We start from the raw sequence: 15,880 nt of genomic DNA, 5'->3' as shown, positions 1-15,880 counted from the left end.
CGACGGCGATGAGCATCCCGACCAGGATTCGGGCGACGGAGATAAGCCGTCTGCTGGGCGGCTGTCGGGTGGTCGTCATCATGGTGGCTCCTTCGGAAGCTGGGGGTGAGGGAGGCAGAAGGACCACGAACGCGTGACATCGGTGAACCGATTCGAGCGCCTGAAGAGACGTGCAACCTGCCTTGAACGTATGATCGCCTGAAGCGAGGTGGCAGTTGACGAATCGATTCGACCGAATCGGAGATCTCTTGACGGAGACGTGTCAACGGCATGTCGGCGGTACGACTTTCGGGTTGCGCGGCGAGTTCGCCTCGGCCGGAAGCGTAGATCGCTGTTTGGTCACGTGCCGTTCGTGACCGGTGCCTGCCACAGCGCGACGATCGCGTCGATCAGACCGTTGGCGGTGGCGTCCCAGGTGGGCCGGAAGGTGGGGCCGCCTTCGGCAAGGGCCCGTTCCCGCTCGACGCACATCTGCACGATCAGGTGGCGTGCCATGGTGGCGCGTTCGAGGAGGATCTCGGCGGGCAGCCTTCTCGGAAATTCAGAGGCGAGCGGCGCCAACCATTCCGGCCACGGTCGCGACTCGTGGCGCGGCCTCGGCGATCACCGGGTCGCCGGGCCTCCTCCAGCAGCCGGGCCCAGGTGCCGTCTTCTTCCCAGCGTTTGAACCGCTCGTAGCAGGCCTGCCAGGGCCCATACCGCTCGGGGATGTCCCGTTGATCGTTTGTCAGACGCTCCCTAGCGCCGGCGGGTGCGGGTCACGTCTCATCGGAGCCGATTGCGGCGTTCAGCGCGCGCAGGGCGTCATCGTATTGGCGACGGGCGAACTGGAACGGACCGAATGCCGTGTAGTCGCGGGTCTTGCGATGGGGTTGCTCGAAGGAGTCCCAGATCACGAGGTCGGCCGTCGCGGTGATGCGGGCCATGAGAGGCCAGCATCCCCACTCGCCGCATTCACACCCGAGAACGGGTGTCTTTGGCCCCACCGCGTTGGTGGACCGTCCGAGGAAGTGGTCCTGCATCGGGCCGAACCGGAAGAACTGCGGGATCAGACCGCCGTAGGCGTCGCCTGCGGGCTGCATCCCGGCCGCGATCTCGAACCCATCGATCAACTCGGTGAGTGGTGCCCCGTCGATGCGGGGGACGATCACGAGCGCGCCGCCGTCGCCACGGTGCCGGCAGTCGAACCGGATCTCATTGCTGGTCATCCAGTGATTGTCTCAGCGAAGCCGTTCCCTCCTCCCGGATTACTACTGTGAGTGATCGCGCAGTGTGTGCTTACATGAGGGCTTAGACGCCGGTCTGTTCCGTCGCTGTTCCGTCAGAGGATGAAAGGAAGCGCGTGACGCTGCAGAACGACGTCATGTAAAATGCCAGGTCAGCGGCTTGATCGCGCTGTTGGGCTGTTGGTACTGGTGGCGAGAGGGATTCCCCAAGATTTCCACCATTTTCGCGGGGACATCGGAGATCCAGCGGTTGATCATCGGCCGTGCCGTCACCGGCCTGCAGGTCCGATGAAGATGTCCCATTCTCCGGCCACGCTGCTGGAGATCCGTCACGGCTGTGTTCCGTCTGTGTTCGCCCAAAGGCGAGTGGTGACATCGATGGGAGATCAGCGGCACTACCCGCCCGGGCCTGAGCCCCGCCGTGCCGGGCCGCGTAGCCTTCGTCACAAGAGGACGGAAAGGAGTTCCGCATGACGCCGAAGCAGCCCAAGACCGAGCTCGACGCCCGCTACAGCTCCGCGCTGAACCCGCGCCCGGGCGCGGAGAACGTCACCGCCACCGACTGGGCCGAGGTCCAGCGCCGGCTGCGGGCCGCCGAGGTCTTCTGGATCACCACGGTCCGGCCGGACGGCCGGCTGCACGTCACGCCGCTGATCGCCGCCTGGCACGACGGGGCGCTGCATTTCAGCACCGGGGCGGGCGAGCAGAAGGCGAAGAACCTGGCCGGCAATGCCCACTGCGCACTCACCACAGGGCACAACTCACTCTCCGAAGGCCTCGACATCGTGATCGAGGGCACGGCGGAGCGAGTGACGGATCCGGCACGGCAGGAAGAGGTCATCGCCGCGTTCGAGGCGCAGTACGGGGACCACATCACCTCGCCGGAGGGGACCTTCTACGGCTTCGGCGACAGCATCCGCAAGGGCAACGACCTGCTGTTCGCGGTGGCACCCGGCACGGCGTACAGCTTCGGGCACGACAGCCAGGTGTTCAGCCACACCCGCTACACCTTCTAGCGGGCCCGTGCACAAGGAAGCCCCCGGCCGCCAGGGGGAAGGCGTGCCAGGGGCCGTCTGTGAGGGGCGGGCACAAGCCCCGCCCGGGATCCGGGATTACGCCGCGGGCTCGGAGCCCGGATCGCGGGTGGGCTTCTTCAGCTCGACCAGCGCCTGCTTCTCGATCTGGCGGATGCGCCCGCGCCTCAGGCCGTGCTGCTCGCCGGCCTCCGCGAGCGTGCGCGAAAGGATCTGAAGAGGCGGTTCCTTTTGCCGGCCCGCTTGCGAACCTATCCTCGCACCAGCATGCGACGATCACCGTTTCGCCGGGCGCGGTAGTGAAAACGCAGGTGCAACCGGGAGATGCCGTCGCTGTCGTCGAAGCTGATCTCGTCACACAGCCGGCGCATCAGCCAGAACGCGACTCCTCGGCCGGTGAGCGGGTCGGGGTCGGGATCGACGGTCAAGTACGCCATGGTCAACACGCCGGTCGCGTCCACGATTTCCAGGCTCACCCCGCCCGGGTCGCTCCAGGCGATCAACGTGCCGCTTCCGCCGTGTTCCAGCACCTTGGTCGCGGCCTCGCTCGCCGCGATCACCAGATCGGTCAGCCGCCCACCGGTCAGGCCGGCACCAGTGCCGAAGGCCCGTACAGCTGCCCGCAAGGTGACGAGGTCGTCCGTGATCGGCCATTCCAACCGGAACCCCGAGGTCACGTCGATCGCCACCTTTCCGCCGTTAGCGACATCGTTGGGCAAACTTCTGCCCCGCTGGCGACGTGACACACATTCCCGGCCGGTGATCTGCGGCAATACCGAGGGGCGACGGGATCTAGGACATCGCCCCGACCGCCGAGCACACCTCACCCTTGAGCCCGTTCCCGGCGTGCTGCGCGGGGTCGGCTTGCCGTTGGGCCGCTGGTTCGGCTCCGAGGCGAGCCTGGAGCATTCCGGCGGACACGCGTGACTGCGGCCGATGTCCGGCCGTCCCCGAGAACCCACCAGCCTGGCCGACTGCGCAGGACGCGTCGGCCTGCGATCTGCGACGAGGCTTTGGCGGCGGGCCAGACCCGCCGCGCACCCGTCGCCAGCTCGCGCAGGCCACCGGCCGCGCCGTCCGGATGCCGGCGCAGGAAGGCGCCGAACTCGATGACGCCCCAGCCGAGCAGCACCAGGCCCAGCACGGCTTCCACGGCGCAGACAGCCGCGAGCGCGAAGACGATGTAAGTGATCACTGCGACGGCTCCATGCGACGCCTACCAGGCGTTATCGATGGGTTCACTGGCCCAAGTCTAGATTCGCCACTCGCGCCGTTCCGGCCATTCCCCGGCGGGCAGAGCGGATCTTTGCCACGCTCATCAAGATCCTTTGCTTGGCGAGGGTTTACCGGCCTGCGACGTCCCATGAACAGGTCGATGAGCGCTTGAACAGGAACGGTGCTCTGGCTGGGGTGACGCAGGTGCCGGCGCAGCGCGGCGGACGGCTAGATCCCGCACTCGCCGCGGAGACGCGCGAGCACTTGGCGGCCACGGCCAAGCTCCGCTACGAGCGTGAGCCGTCGGATGAGCACCTCGACGCGGCCCTCGCGGCGGCCAGGCAGGCTCAGGACGGCGGCCGGGTGGCCGAGCTGCTGCTGGAGTTGTACGCCGAACGCGGCGACGTCCGGGCCGCACGGGAAGCGCTGACCCATTACCGCCGCGCGCTTTCCGAGGCGCCCAGAGTGGAACGTCCAGAGGCGCGGCTGCGGCTGGCGATCGCCCTGTGCTCGGTGTCGGAGGGCGAGGACTTTCCCGAGGCGCTGGAGGAGTCCGTCGCGTTGTTACGACAGAACCTGCGGGTACGCGGCCTCGACCCGAAGCTCAGAACCGTGAACGCCTCGTTGTTCGACCAGATCATGGACGCCGAGCAGGGCCTGCCCAGCGAGGTCGAGATAATTTTCAACCCGGCTTACCTCGAACCTCCGGCCAGACCGGACGGACAGTCCTCGGCTAGAGAGGAGCCTCCCGCCAGCGAGACCACCCGGCTTCGCCGACTCTACGAGCGCAACGGCGACCTGCCGACCCTGGCGGAGGCGGGCCGCAGGGCTCTCGACGTGCCGAAGGGCACACCTGCCTGGCGCGGCGCGGCCACCGAACTGGCCGTCGCACTGTCCCCGACCTACGCGACCACCCGGAATCAGGCGGTGTTCGACGAGAGCCGGGATCTGTTCCAGGCCGCGCTGACCGGGGGACGGCTGATGCTGGCCGGCGAGGAGCCGCTGGCGGTGGCCGACATCGCGCGGTTGAACGTTCCGGAGGGGCGGATGGCATTCCTGTCGGCCTGCGGGACGGCTCAAGGCAGCATCACGATCCTCGACCAGGCGATCCACATTTGCTCGGCGTTCCAGCTGGCCGGATACTCCGATGTGATCGGAACGCTCTGGCCGGTGGCGGACGGGGTGGCGTACGGGCTGACGGAGGACGTTTACACCAGGCTGAGCGCGGGCGAGATCCCCGCACTCGCGCTGCACCACGCGGTCCGTGAGACCCGTGACCGCTTCCCCTGCAGTCCCTGGTTGTGGGCCGCGTTCGCCCATTACGGACCCTGAGGACTTCATGGGCGTACTTGCCCTCTGGCACGAATTGCCTTGAGTGACTCTGCCGGGAATCTTGGTGGGCTCGGGTCATCGGCCCCTGCTGCCTCGGCGGAAACCGGTGTAACCACCGTGAAACCGCACCTTCCTACGGTCATCTCCATCAACGTCTGACAGCGCCGGCAGGCGATGTCGAAGTCACCATGCGAGGTTGAGGTGGCCGTCCGCGCCCGCTTTCCTAGGAACCGTTCTCCAAAGATCCGATTCCCGGGGAGCCGCTATCCAGAAGTCCGTTCCCCGAGAGGGGCGGCGGGGCGGCGCCCCTCGCTCATGGCAGCGCTGACCGCGGCCGTCGTGCTCGCCGCCCTCCTCACGGGCCTGCCCCGCGCGGCGGCGGCCGGGGCGGCGCCCCCGTCCGTCGTGGGGGACGAGGCGACGGCGCTGGCGGTGGCCGCCAAGACGGGGCAGCCGGTGGAGATCGGTGCGGAGCGCACAGAGACCCGGCAGGTGTTCGCCCAGCCCGACGGCACCCAGCGGCTGATCACTTCCGCCCGCCCGGTACGCGTCCGGCAGGGGGACGCCTGGGTGGACGCCCGGCCGGACCTGGCCCGGCGGGAGGACGGCACGGTGGGCCCGGTGGCCGCGGCCGTCGAGCTGGCCTTCTCCGGCGGTGGCCCGGGGCCACTCGTGCGGATCGCCGAGAACGGCGCCGCGCTCTCCTACACCTGGCCCGCCCCGCTGCCTGCGCCCGCGCTGAGCGGCGCCACCGCGACCTACCCGGACGTGATTCCCGGCGTCGACCTCAAGCTCACCGCCGACGTCGACGGTTTCTCCCAGGTGCTCGTGGTCAAGACCGCCGAGGCGGCGGGCCGGTCGGAGCTGGCCGAGCTGCGCCTGGCCGTACGAGCTGAGCGCGGCACCCTGACGGCCGACGCGACGGGCAACCTCACGCTGGTAGGCGACGACGGCTCGGTACGGTTCCACGGCAACGCCCCGCAGATGTGGGACTCCTCCGGGCCGGCCGAGGAAGCCGGCGACCGGCTCTCCGGACCGCATGCGGGCGATGCCATCGGCGCCGTCGGCACCCGACTCGACGACGGCGCCCTCACCCTCACTCCGGACCCGGAGTTCCTGCGCGACCCCCGCCTGACGTTCCCGCTGTACATCGACCCGCCCATGCACGGTGCCGGGCGGCTGGCGTTCGCCTACGTCTCCAAGCACTTCAGCGGCACCAAGTTCTACGGCACCAGTGACTACGCGAAGGTCGGGTACTACAACGACCCGACGGTGCCGTCCGGCCCCACCGTCGACACCTACCGGTCGTTCTTCCGGATGAACACCGCACCCGTCAACGGCAAGCACATCATCTCGGCCACATTCCGCACCTACGAGGTGCACGCGTGGTCGTGCTCGGCCCGGCCCGTCGAGCTCTGGCTCACCGGCGCCATCGGCACCGGCACCACCTGGAACGCGCAGCCGTCGTGGAAGCGCAGGATCGCCTCGGTGAACGTGGCCAAGGGCTACAACTCCGGCTGCGACGACGGCGGCGTCGACTTCAACGCGACGTCGGCGGTGGTGGAGGCGGCGGCCAACAGGTGGCCCAACCTCACCCTGGGCCTGCGCGCCGCGAACGAGTCGGACAAGTTCGGCTGGAAGAAGTTCCGCAACAACCCCACCCTGGAGATCACCTACAACACCACGCCGAACGTCCCCGACCAGCTCTCCGCCGACGTGGGGCCGAGCGCCGGCGTGCCGTGCAGGAGCGGTACGGCGGCGCCGTACATCACCACCGCCACCCCGATCCTGCGCGCCCGGGTCAGCGACGCCGACGCCGGCAAGGGGCAGACCGTGCGTGCCCACTTCGAATGGTGGGCCACCGGCGGCTCCAAACTCGGCGAGCGGTACAGCGCCTACGTCGCCTCCGGCACGCCGGTGACGGCACCCGTGCCCGCCCTGGCCGACGGCGCGCGCCTCTCCTGGCGGGTACGCGCCCAGGACGGCGTCGCCACTAGCGGGAGCAGTGGCTGGAGCGCCTGGTGCGACCTGATCGTCGACAAGTCCCGGCCGTCCTCCACTCCCGGTGTGACCTCCGCCGACTACCCCGAGACCCCCGAGGGCGAGGACCCCGTGCCGTCCGGCGGGGTCGGACGCATGGGCGTCTTCACGTTCACCCCCGGCCCTACGGACACCGACATCGGCGGCTACCTCTACGCCCTGAACGACGACGAGCCCCGCACCGCGACCGCGGTGACGGCCGGCGCGGACGGCAGGGCCACCGCCAAGGTGACCCCCTCCCGGGACCTGCTGAACACGCTGTACGTGTGGAGCCGCGACAAGGCGGGCCACATCGGCCCGTTCAAGCGGTACGAGTTCAGCGTGCGGTACGGCACCGCCCCCGTAGCGCACTGGAAGCTCGACGAGGGAACCGGCACCACCGCCTACGACTCCTCGGGCAACGAACACCACGCCGCCCTGACCGACGGCCCATCCTGGACCCCCGGACGGGCCGAAGGGGCGGTGTCGATGAACGGCGGCGGAGCCCGTCTCATACCGCGGAACGGCACCGGGATCATCCGCACCGACCGCAACTTCAGCGTCGCGGCGTGGGTGCGGCTCACCGACAAGAGCGACTACCGGACCATCCTCAGCCAGGACGGCACCCACCGCAGCGGCTTCTACCTGCAGTACAACCTGGAGGCGGACCGCTGGGCGCTGACGATGACCTCCGCCGACGCGGCGAGCGTCACCTACCACGTGGCCCGGTCGCAGGCGCCGCCCCAGCTCGGCGTCTGGACGCACCTCGCCGCCACCTTCGACGCCGCCACAGGCCGGATCCGGCTCTACGTCGACGGACGCCCCCAGCCGGAGACGGCCGTCCAGACGACCCCCTGGAACGCCTCCGGCACGCTCATCATCGGCAGGGCGCTGAACTTCACCAACAAGTGGGCGGGCGACACCGACGACATCCGGGTCTACGACAGGGTGGTCTACGACAAGGAGATCGCCGCTCTCTCCAACCGGCCGGTCGTCCTGGAAGGCCATTGGAAGCTGGACGAGACCTCGGGGACCGCAGTCGCCGACTCCTCGGGCAAGGGCCGCGCCGGGACCGCGAACTCCGGGGTGAGCTGGGCCGACGGCTGGATCGACGGCGCCGCGCAGTTCGCCTCCGGGGGCAACGTCGTCACCTCCGGGCCGGTCGTGCGCACCGACCGCAGCTTCACCGTCGCCGCCTGGCTGCGGCTCGGCGAGAAGAACGACTGGCGCACCGCGGTCAGCCAGGACGGCGCCACCCGCAGTGGCTTCTACTTCCAGTACAACAAGACCCTCGACTGCTGGGCGATGATCATGGAGGCGGGCGACGCCGCCGGCCAGACCCAGTACATCGCGCGCTCCCACGAACCAGCCGAGGTCGGCGAGTGGACGCATCTCGCCGCCACCTACGACGTCGCCACCGGCCGGATCCAGCTCTACGTCAACGGCAACCCGGAGGGATCGGCGGTACGCCCCCAGGCGTGGAACGCGGGCGGCCGACTGGCCATCGGCCGGGGGCTGGGCGCCAACCCTTGGGTCGGCCAGATCGACGACGTGCGCGTCTACACCGGGCTGCTCCTCGTCGATGAGATCCGCGACCTGGCCGAGCAGTAGCCGCCCGCCGTCCCCGTACCTCCCTCAGCACCCTTCCCGAACCGTCCGGGGAGGCGTCCCCCCGCCTCCCCGGGCACCGAGAGGTCGCCATGGACCACACCCCGTTACGCCGGAGCAGACGGCGGATCCGCAGCACGTCGTTCCTCGCGCTCGGCTCCCTGATCGTCACCTTTCTCGTCGCCCTCTCGCCCGCGGCGGCCGCGGCCGACCGCTGGGACCCGCCGGAACCTCAGGAGGACCGCATGGTGGAGGGGACATCGGTACCGGTCCGGGACAAACCCGCCGACCCCGCGGAGAAGGCCGCCTCAGGGAACGACGCGGCCGTGGCCTGGCCCGGTCCCGGGGCCGCCGAGGCCGACCTCACACCCGCCGGGGCGGCACGCCAGGAGGCCGCAGGGGAGCGACCGGCCCTGGTCGAGCTCTCGGGCCTGCCCGTGCGGGTCGGTCCGGCGACGGGCACAGGGGCACCGTCGCCGGACCCCGCCCAGGCACGGAGCCCGTCGCAGAGCCCGTCGCAGAGCGCGTCCGGGCAGCAGCCTTCGCCGAGTCCGGAGCAGAGTCCCGGGCAGAACCCGGCCACGTCGCAGGAAGCCGGGTCCGAGGCGGTGCCGCGGCGGGTCCGGGTCGAGATCCTGGAACGGGCCGACCGGGAGCCGGCCGCGGCCGACGAGGTGCGGCTGCGGGTCACCCGGGCCGACGGCGCCGGCGAGGCCGCGCCCGTGACGCTGCGGTTCGACTACTCGGCCTTCCGGCACGCCTACGGCGGCGACTGGGCGGCACGGCTGCGGCTGGTCGAGCTGCCGGCCTGCGCGCTGACAGGCACACCGGGGGTGGGCGACTGCCCGGCCCCGCGTCCGCTGGCCACGACGAACGACGTGGAACACGCCACCCTGACGGCCGATGTCGCCGCAGCGCCCACCACAGCGCCCACCACTGGGGGCACGGGCGCCCGCGCAGCCGCCGCGGCGAGCGGCCTGTACGCCGTCGCCGCCGCGCCTTCTGGCGCGACCGGGAACTTCACCGCCAGCACTCTCGCACCGACCGCGAAGTGGCAGGTCAGCGCACAGACTGGGGACTTCTCCTGGTCGTATCCGCTGCGCACGCCGCCGTCGCTGGGCGGGCCCACCCCGCAGCTCGCGCTGACGTACTCGGCGGGCAGCGTGGACGGCCGCACCGCCTCCACCAACAACCAGCCCAGCTGGGTGGGAGAGGGGTTCGACTTCACCCCGGGCGGGTTCATCGAGCGCAAGTACAAGTCCTGCAACGACGACGGCGTCACGCCCAAGACCGGTGAGCAGTGCTGGGCAGGGGAGAACGCCACGCTGATGCTGGGCGGCAGCGCCACCGAGCTCGTACGCGACTCCGCGAGCGGGGCCTGGCGGCCCAAGAACGACGACGGTTCGCGGGTGGAGAAGCTGACCGGGGCCGCCAACGGCGACGGCGGCGGTGACCATGACAAGGGTGAGCACTGGAAGGTCACCGCCCCGGACGGCACTCAGTACTTCTTCGGGCTGAACCGGCTCCCCGGCTGGTCGGACGGCAAGCGGGAGACCAGATCGGCGTGGACGACGCCGGTGTTCGGCGACGACTCGGGCGAGCCGTGCAACCGCACCGCCTTCGCCGACTCGTGGTGCCGGCAGGCATACCGATGGAACCTCGACCACGTGATCGACACCCGCGGCAACACGATGAGCTACTTCTACGCCCAGGAAACCAACCACTACGGGCGCAACGTCAAGGCAGCTGATGAGACGCCGTACGCAGCTGGCGGCTACCTGGAGCGGATCGAGTACGGCCAGCGCGCCGGGCAGATCTACACCGCCCCGGCCACTGCACGCGTGGAGTTCACCGTCGCCGAACGCTGCCTGCCCACCTCCGCCTTCGACTGCGCCCCGGCCAAGCTGACCCCGGCCAACGCCGCCCACTGGCCGGACGTGCCCGCCGACCAGCTCTGCGCCGCCGGGGCCGACTGCACGAACTTCGCGCCGACGTTCTTCACCCGTAAACGGCTGAGCAAGGTCACCACCCAGGTGTGGAACGGCACGGCTTACGAACCCGTCGACTCCTGGACGCTCACGCACACCTTCCCCAAGCCCGGCGACAACATGAACGCCGCGCTGTGGCTGGAGAGGATCCAGCACACCGGACACGTGGGCGGCAGCGCGAGCACCCCGGCGGTCGACTTCGACGGGGTGGAGATGCCCAACCGGGTCGACGGGCTCGAGGGCATCGCCCCGATGATGAAGTGGCGCATCCGCAGCGTGAACAACGAGACCGGCGGGCGGCTCACGGTCAACTACTCCGGGCCGGAGTGCACCCGCGCCGCGCTGGCCCAGGCGCACGCCAACGGCAAGCGGTGCTTCCCGACCTACTGGTCGCCCGAGGGCGCGACCGACCCGTACCTGGACTGGTTCCACAAGTACGTCGCCACCCAGGTGCTGGAGGCCGACCTCACCGGCGGCTCCCCGATCGTGCAGACCGACTACGCCTATCTCGGCAGCCCCGCCTGGGCCTACGACGACCAGGAACTGGTGCCGCACGAGAGGCGCACCTGGTCGCAGTGGCGCGGCTACGAGAAGGTGCAGGTCACCAAGGGCGACAGCCGCGACCAGCGGACCGCGACCGAGCACTTGTTCTTCCGCGGCATGCACGGCGACAGGCAGCCCTCCGGGACGCGCAGCGCGCAGGTCACCGACTCCGAAGGGGCCAAGGTCGACGACCACTGGAGGCTGGCCGGTTTCGAACGCGAGACCCGCTACCTCCACGGCCCCGGTGGAGCCGAGCAGTCCGGCACCATCAACGACCCCTGGCTGCACGGCCCCACCGCGAGCGGCGGCGGCGACCAGGCGTACAAGCTCGACACCGCCAAGGTGCGCGGCCGCACCAAGATCAGCACAGGGGCCTGGCGGCGCACCGAGACCCGCCGCGCCTTCGACTCCTACGGCGTCCTCACCGAACTCGGCGACCTGGGCGACATCGCCACCCCCGACGACGACCGATGCACCCGCTACAGCTACGCCCGCAACACCACGGCCTGGATCCTCACCCTGCCCAGCCGCACCGAGACGGTGGCGGTGGCCTGTACGGAAACGCCCACGCGGCCAGGTGACGTCATCGGCGACGGCCGGATGTTCTACGACGGCGCTACCACCCACGGCGCCGCCCCGAGCAAGGGGGACCTGACCCGGGTCGAGGAACTGGAGTCCTACGACAACGGGCAGCCGCGGTACGTGACGGTGTCGCGCAGTGTCTACGACGCCTACGGCCGGATCACAGAGGTCTACGACGCCGCCGATCAGAAGACCACCACCGCATACTCCCCGGCGGCCGGCGGGCCGGTGACCAAGGTCACCACGACCAACCCTCTCGGCCACACCGAGACCACCTGGCTGAAACCCGCCTGGGGGGCGATGTCGGCGCAGGAGGACGCCAACGGCCGCCGCACCGAGCTGGCCTACGACCCGCTGGGACGGCTGTCGAAGGTGTGGCTGCCGGGTCGCTCCACCGCCGAGGAGCCCAACGGAGAGTTCTCCTACACCGTGCGCACCAACGGCCCCGTCGCCGTGACCACCAAGACCCTGCGCGACGACGGCACCTACACCACAGGCCACGAGCTGTACGACGGGCTGCTGCGGCTGCGGCAGACCCAGCTGCCGGCGCACGGCGGGGGCCGGCTGCTCGCCGACACCGTCTACAACACCCTCGGCCAGGTCGCCAAGAAGAACGACCTCTACGCCAACGCCGATCCGCCCTCCACCGCGATCCTCGGGGTGGCCGACAGCGCGGTGCCCGCCCAGAAGGTCTACGCCTACGACGGGCTGGGCCGCACCACCGCCGAGGTGTTCAAGGTGGTGGGCGCGGAGAAGTGGCGCACCACCACCGCCTACCACGGCGACCGGGTGGACGTGGACCCGCCGCGTGGGGGGACGCCCACCAGCGCGATCCTGGACGGCCGCGGCCGGACCGTGGAGCTGCGCCAGTACAAGGGCGACGCGCCCACCGGCGAATACGACGCCACCAAGTACACGTACGGGAAGAACGGGGAGGAGGAGACCGTCACCGACTCCGCGGGCAACGTGTGGAGGACCCACTACGACCTGCGCAACCGCGTGTCCAAGACCGAGGACCCCGACAAGGGGACCACCGGCTACACCTACGACGCGCTCGGCCAGGTCGCCTCCACCACCGACGCCCGCGGCCGCACCCTGGCCTACGTCTACGACAAGCTGGGGCGGCGCACCGCCATGCACGAGGGCTCCGCCTCGGGACCGAAGCTGGCCGGCTGGACCTACGACACGCTTCCCGACGGCACCCAGGCGAAGGGCCTCCCGGTCGCCTCCACGCGCTACTCCGGCGGCCAGGCCTACACCGTCAGGGTCGACGCGTACGACGTCCGGTACCGCCCGACGGCGATCAGCTACGTGATCCCCTCCGCCGCGGAGGGCGCACTGGGCGGCACCTACCAGTTCAAGACCCGCTACAACCTCGACGGCACCGTGCAGTCGGTGACCCACCCCGCCGCCGGGAACCTGCCGGCCGAGACCGTGCGCACCACCTACAGCGAGCTGGGCCTGCCCGTGCAGACCCGCTCCAGCCTGGCCACCTACGTGAGCGACACGCTGTACAGCAAACGGGGCGAGCCGCTGCAGGAGCGCTGGGGCGCCGAGGGCGCACGGGTGCTGCACGACTACACCTACGAGGAGGGTACCCGGCGGGTGCTGCGCCACCTGACCGACAGGGAGACCACGAGCCAGGTGCGGCAGGCCGACCTCCGCTACACCTACGACGAGGCCGGCAGCATCACCAAGATCGCCGACACGCCGCCCGCCGGCAACGCCCCCTCGGACGTGCAGTGCTTCACCTACGACCACCTGCGGCGGCTGAGCGAGGCGTGGACCGCCACCGACGGCTGCGCCTCGAAGCCGGCCACGAACGTGATCGGAGGAGCGGCCCCGTATTGGCACACATATGAGTACGACAAGACGGGCGGGAGGACCAAGGAGACACGGCACGCCTTCGGCGGCGCCACCGTCGACACCACCGTGGAGTACGAGTACCCGGCCGCCGGCCGGCCGCACCCGCACGCGTTGACGCAGGCCACCACGACCGGTCCTGGCGGCACCCGGCTCGACACGTACTCCCACGACGCCGCCGGCAACATGGAGGTGCGCAAGCTCGGCTCGGCCGAGCAGCGGCTGGAGTGGGACTCCGAAGGCCGGCTCACGAAGGTCACCGAGGGCGGCAAGGCCACCGCGTTCCTCTACGACGCCGACGGCAACCGGCTCATCCGCCGCGACCCCGCCGGCACCACCCTCTACCTCGCCGGCATGGAGCTGCGGATGGCCGCCGGCGCCACCGCGGCGACCGCCGTCCGCTATTACGGGCACGGTGCGGAACCCGTCGCGGTCAGGACGGACGACCAGCGCCTCACCTGGCTGGTGCCCGACCACAACGGCACCGCGCAGATGGCCGTCGACGCCACGTCCCTGCAGGTCACCCGCAGGCGGTTCGACCCGTTCGGCAACCCGCGCGGGACGATGCCCGCCTCGTGGCCCGCCGAGCGCGGCTTCGTCGGCGGCACGACCGATGCCTCGATCGGGCTCACCCACCTCGGCGCCCGCGAGTACGACGCCTCTACCGGCCGCTTCATCTCGGTCGACCCGGTCATCGACCCGTCGGATCCGCAGAACCTCAACGGCTACGCCTACAGCGCCAACAACCCGGTCACGTTCACCGATCCGTCCGGCATGCGGGAGGTGTGCGGCATGTACCCCGGCGAATGCGACGACACGCCGGACAGCCCCAGCCCCGGCGGCGGTTCGTCGGGCGGTGGCAATACTCCTCCGAAGCCCCCGGCGGGGGGTCCCAGCGGCGGCGACCAGGACGAGGCAAAGCGGACGCTCAAGAAGAGCTGGATGGACGTCGCGATCGAGACCGGCGGCAAGCTGATCCTCGACATCATCGGCTTCACCGACGTCCGCGACTGCCTCGGCGGCAGCATCGGCGCCTGCGCCTCGGCCGTCGTCGGCATCGTCCCCTGGGGCAAGATCGCCAAGACGCTCAAGGCGGCGTACCGGGCCGCGAAGGCGGTGCTCGCCTGGTACGAACGCGTCAAGTGGGCGCGCAGGGTGATGCGTGAGGCAGACGAAGCCGCCGCCGCGGCCGCCAAGTACCAGGACGACCTGGCCAAGTGGCAGAAGGCCCAGGAGGCGGCGAACGCCGCCAAGAAGGCGGAGGCCGGCCCCGCGGGCGGCGGCGCCAGGCCGGGCGGCGGCGGGAAGTCCGGGCCGAAGACGCCCACGACACGGGAACGCGGGACCTCCTGCGCCAACAGCTTCGTTCCCGGCACCGCGGTGCTGATGGCCGACGGAACGCGCCGGCCGATCGAGGAGGTCGGGGTCGGCGACAAGGTGCTCGCCACCGACCCCGAGACCGGGGAGAGCTCCACCCGCCCGGTCGTCGCCACGATCATCGGCGACGGCGACAAGCGCCTGGTGGAGATCACCGTCGACACCGACGGAGCGAAGGGCGATGACACCGGTGTCGTCGTCGCCACCCACAACCATCCGTTCTGGGTTGATGACAAGGGCCGCTGGATCGAAGCCGCCGATCTTCGGACCGGTGACATAGTGCTGACCTCCGAAGCCGCCAGACTCTCCGTGATCAGTCTGCACGAGCGGATCGCGGGCCAGCGGGTCCACAACCTCACGGTCGACGGCGTCCACACCTACTACGTGACCGCCGGCGACGCCGACGTCCTCGTTCACAACTGTCCGAGTGGCCGCTCTCCCTACAGAGGCGTCGTCAAGCGAAACGCTGACGGAGAAATCGATCGTGAATCGGTTGCGCAAGCGGTGGATCCGCATCGTCCCAGGACCCTTACCGCCACCATCGGCACAGCGCCGTTTCCCGCGAAGGTGATCCCAGATCAACTCAACGGGGAACGCATGCTTTTCCCCACCGTGGCCATCGATGAGATTCCCAAGGATGTCAAGGGGTGGAGGAAGTACACCTACCGAGCGCTGAGGATCTTTGGCCCCTTCTTCAAACGAAGCGACTAGCAGTCGGCAAGATTCCCGAGAAACGCTGGAAGGGGTGGCTGTTCAACTTTGCGAGTGCTCTGGGAGATGTCCAGAGGCGCCTGGGCGGTTAGGCTCTGACCCTCTGATCAGCGGGGCTGGGCGAGCCTCAGAAGGCGGAGCCCTCGTGGCAAGCACACAAGACTCAACGGGAGGAAATCGAGTGAAGAAGATCAAATCGCTGGCGCTGGCGCTGGTCATGGCGGCGGGGATGTGGGGGGCGACGGCGGCGACGACGGACGGCGGCTTCCCCTTCCCCATCAAGAAACTGCCGTGTGATCCGGGCCCCGGCGACGGCTGCGACAGCCACTGGACGGCGCCGCCCGAGGTGTGAGGAATGAGGCGCCGTGAGCGCCTGACGGCG

11 protein-coding genes are annotated in these 15,880 nt (G+C 70.0%); 5 read left to right on the top strand and 6 right to left on the bottom strand.

From position 1 onward, the window contains the following. Window positions 1–339: 339 nt before the first annotated feature. The 3 genes from ID574_RS49165 to ID574_RS49155 are packed head-to-tail and all read right to left on the bottom strand — an operon-like array spanning window position 340 to window position 1,208. Window positions 340–561 (bottom strand): hypothetical protein, encoded by a 222-nt coding sequence (locus ID574_RS49165; RefSeq protein ID WP_223167867.1) that lies wholly within the window; start codon window positions 559–561, stop codon window positions 340–342. Further along, window positions 480–710 carry a transposase gene (locus ID574_RS63160; protein ID WP_442939430.1) on the bottom strand — a complete coding sequence of 77 codons (231 nt, stop codon included), beginning with the start codon at window positions 708–710 and terminating at the stop codon, window positions 480–482. The genes ID574_RS49165 and ID574_RS63160 overlap by 82 nt, the downstream gene beginning before the upstream one ends. Window positions 711–758: 48 nt before the next feature. Further along, window positions 759–1,208, bottom strand: a complete 450-nt coding sequence (locus tag ID574_RS49155) for a hypothetical protein (protein ID WP_188195976.1) — start codon at window positions 1,206–1,208, stop codon at window positions 759–761. A gap of 488 nt (window positions 1,209–1,696) precedes the next feature. Here ID574_RS49155 and ID574_RS49150 point away from each other — a divergent pair, with 488 nt between their 5' ends. Continuing rightward, the gene (locus tag ID574_RS49150; protein WP_188195975.1) at window positions 1,697–2,242 is read left to right on the top strand and encodes a pyridoxamine 5'-phosphate oxidase family protein; all 546 of its coding nucleotides are present in this window, start codon (window positions 1,697–1,699) and stop codon (window positions 2,240–2,242) included. A gap of 96 nt (window positions 2,243–2,338) precedes the next feature. Here ID574_RS49150 and ID574_RS63155 read toward each other — a convergent pair whose 3' ends face one another. The 3 genes from ID574_RS63155 to ID574_RS49135 are packed head-to-tail and all read right to left on the bottom strand — an operon-like array spanning window position 2,339 to window position 3,455. Beyond that, window positions 2,339–2,473: a sigma factor-like helix-turn-helix DNA-binding protein gene (locus tag ID574_RS63155; protein WP_223167878.1), complete on the bottom strand. Its 135-nt coding sequence runs from the start codon at window positions 2,471–2,473 to the stop codon at window positions 2,339–2,341. Between the two features lie 38 nt (window positions 2,474–2,511). After that, a complete protein-coding gene (locus ID574_RS49140) occupies window positions 2,512–3,033 on the bottom strand; it encodes an ATP-binding protein (RefSeq protein WP_188195974.1) in 522 nt (173 codons plus the stop codon). Window positions 3,034–3,083: 50 nt separating this feature from the next. After that, window positions 3,084–3,455, bottom strand: coding sequence for a hypothetical protein (locus ID574_RS49135; protein WP_188195973.1), 372 nt, complete (start codon window positions 3,453–3,455; stop codon window positions 3,084–3,086). A gap of 215 nt (window positions 3,456–3,670) precedes the next feature. Here ID574_RS49135 and ID574_RS49130 point away from each other — a divergent pair, with 215 nt between their 5' ends. The 4 genes from ID574_RS49130 (at window position 3,671) to ID574_RS49115 (ending at window position 15,850) form a co-directional block, all read left to right on the top strand. Next, window positions 3,671–4,807, top strand: coding sequence for a CHAT domain-containing protein (locus ID574_RS49130; protein ID WP_188195972.1), 1,137 nt, complete (start codon window positions 3,671–3,673; stop codon window positions 4,805–4,807). A 315-nt stretch (window positions 4,808–5,122) separates the two neighbouring features. Beyond that, window positions 5,123–8,437 (top strand): LamG-like jellyroll fold domain-containing protein, encoded by a 3,315-nt coding sequence (locus ID574_RS49125; protein ID WP_188195971.1) that lies wholly within the window; start codon window positions 5,123–5,125, stop codon window positions 8,435–8,437. Between the two features lie 89 nt (window positions 8,438–8,526). Beyond that, a complete protein-coding gene (locus ID574_RS49120; protein ID WP_188195970.1) occupies window positions 8,527–15,498 on the top strand; it encodes a polymorphic toxin-type HINT domain-containing protein in 6,972 nt (2,323 codons plus the stop codon). A gap of 181 nt (window positions 15,499–15,679) precedes the next feature. Then, entirely contained in the window at window positions 15,680–15,850 is a 171-nt protein-coding gene (locus ID574_RS49115; protein WP_188195969.1) for a hypothetical protein, read from the top strand. The last annotated feature ends 30 nt before the right edge of the window (window positions 15,851–15,880 follow it).

This window comes from Nonomuraea sp. SYSU D8015 (assembly GCF_008065375.1).
GTDB lineage: Bacteria > Actinomycetota > Actinomycetes > Streptosporangiales > Streptosporangiaceae > Nonomuraea.
Note: the sequence above shows the minus strand (reverse complement) of the source record. Positions and strands in the feature narration are given on the sequence as shown.

Coding starts and splice junctions, on each gene's coding strand:
- ID574_RS49155 (WP_188195976.1), bottom strand. CDS start 1,208: ATGACCAGCAATGAGATCCGGTTCGACTGCCGGCACCGTGGCGACGGC.
- ID574_RS49150 (WP_188195975.1), top strand. CDS start 1,697: ATGACGCCGAAGCAGCCCAAGACCGAGCTCGACGCCCGCTACAGCTCC.
- ID574_RS49125 (WP_188195971.1), top strand. CDS start 5,123: ATGGCAGCGCTGACCGCGGCCGTCGTGCTCGCCGCCCTCCTCACGGGC.
- ID574_RS49120 (WP_188195970.1), top strand. CDS start 8,527: ATGGACCACACCCCGTTACGCCGGAGCAGACGGCGGATCCGCAGCACG.